Origin of the sequence: Paraburkholderia sp. JHI2823 (assembly GCF_038900695.1) — a bacterium.
In the GTDB taxonomy this organism is placed as follows: domain Bacteria; phylum Pseudomonadota; class Gammaproteobacteria; order Burkholderiales; family Burkholderiaceae; genus Paraburkholderia; species Paraburkholderia mimosarum.
Genome location: NZ_JAYMRY010000219.1, coordinates 1 through 488 on the forward strand (window position 1 = coordinate 1; position 488 = coordinate 488).

At 64.1% G+C, this 488-nt stretch carries 1 protein-coding gene; it reads left to right on the forward strand.

What is annotated here, in order from left to right; translation table 11 throughout:
* Positions 1-8 precede the first annotated feature (8 nt).
* A partial coding sequence (locus VSR34_RS38375) for an MCP four helix bundle domain-containing protein (RefSeq protein ID WP_342965229.1) occupies positions 9-488 on the forward strand: 480 nt, incomplete at its 3' end.

Consider the following 488-nt stretch of genomic DNA (forward strand, 5'->3'; position numbering starts at 1 on the left):
TTCCCGACATGCAGTGGTTTTCCAATCTGAAACTGAGCCAGAAGCTGGTCGGCTCGCTGATGCTATGCGCGTTCGTGACGGCCATCGTCGGCACGGTCGGTGTGCTGAAGGTGCGCGAAGTCGCGACGATGCAAACCGAGATGTACGACCGCGAATTCGTGCCGGTGCGCGACGACGGCACCGCCGCGTGGCAGGCGGCCTCGCACTTCCGGCGCCTCTATTCGTACATCCTGAATCCGGAGCCGGCCGGCCGTGCCGATACGGTGCGCCTGAATCACGGCGGTGAAGCAGCGATCCTGTCGGCGTTCGACTACGAGCGCAAGCACGCGACCACCGACGCGCAGAAGCAATTGCTGAGCGACTTCGACGCCGCCTATCCGGCCTATATGAGTTCGGTCGCGAAGGTGATGGCACTCGCCGACCAGGGCGATCAGACCGCCGCGCTTGCCGAGCTCAAGTCGACCACCGACCCGCTGCACGTGAAGCTG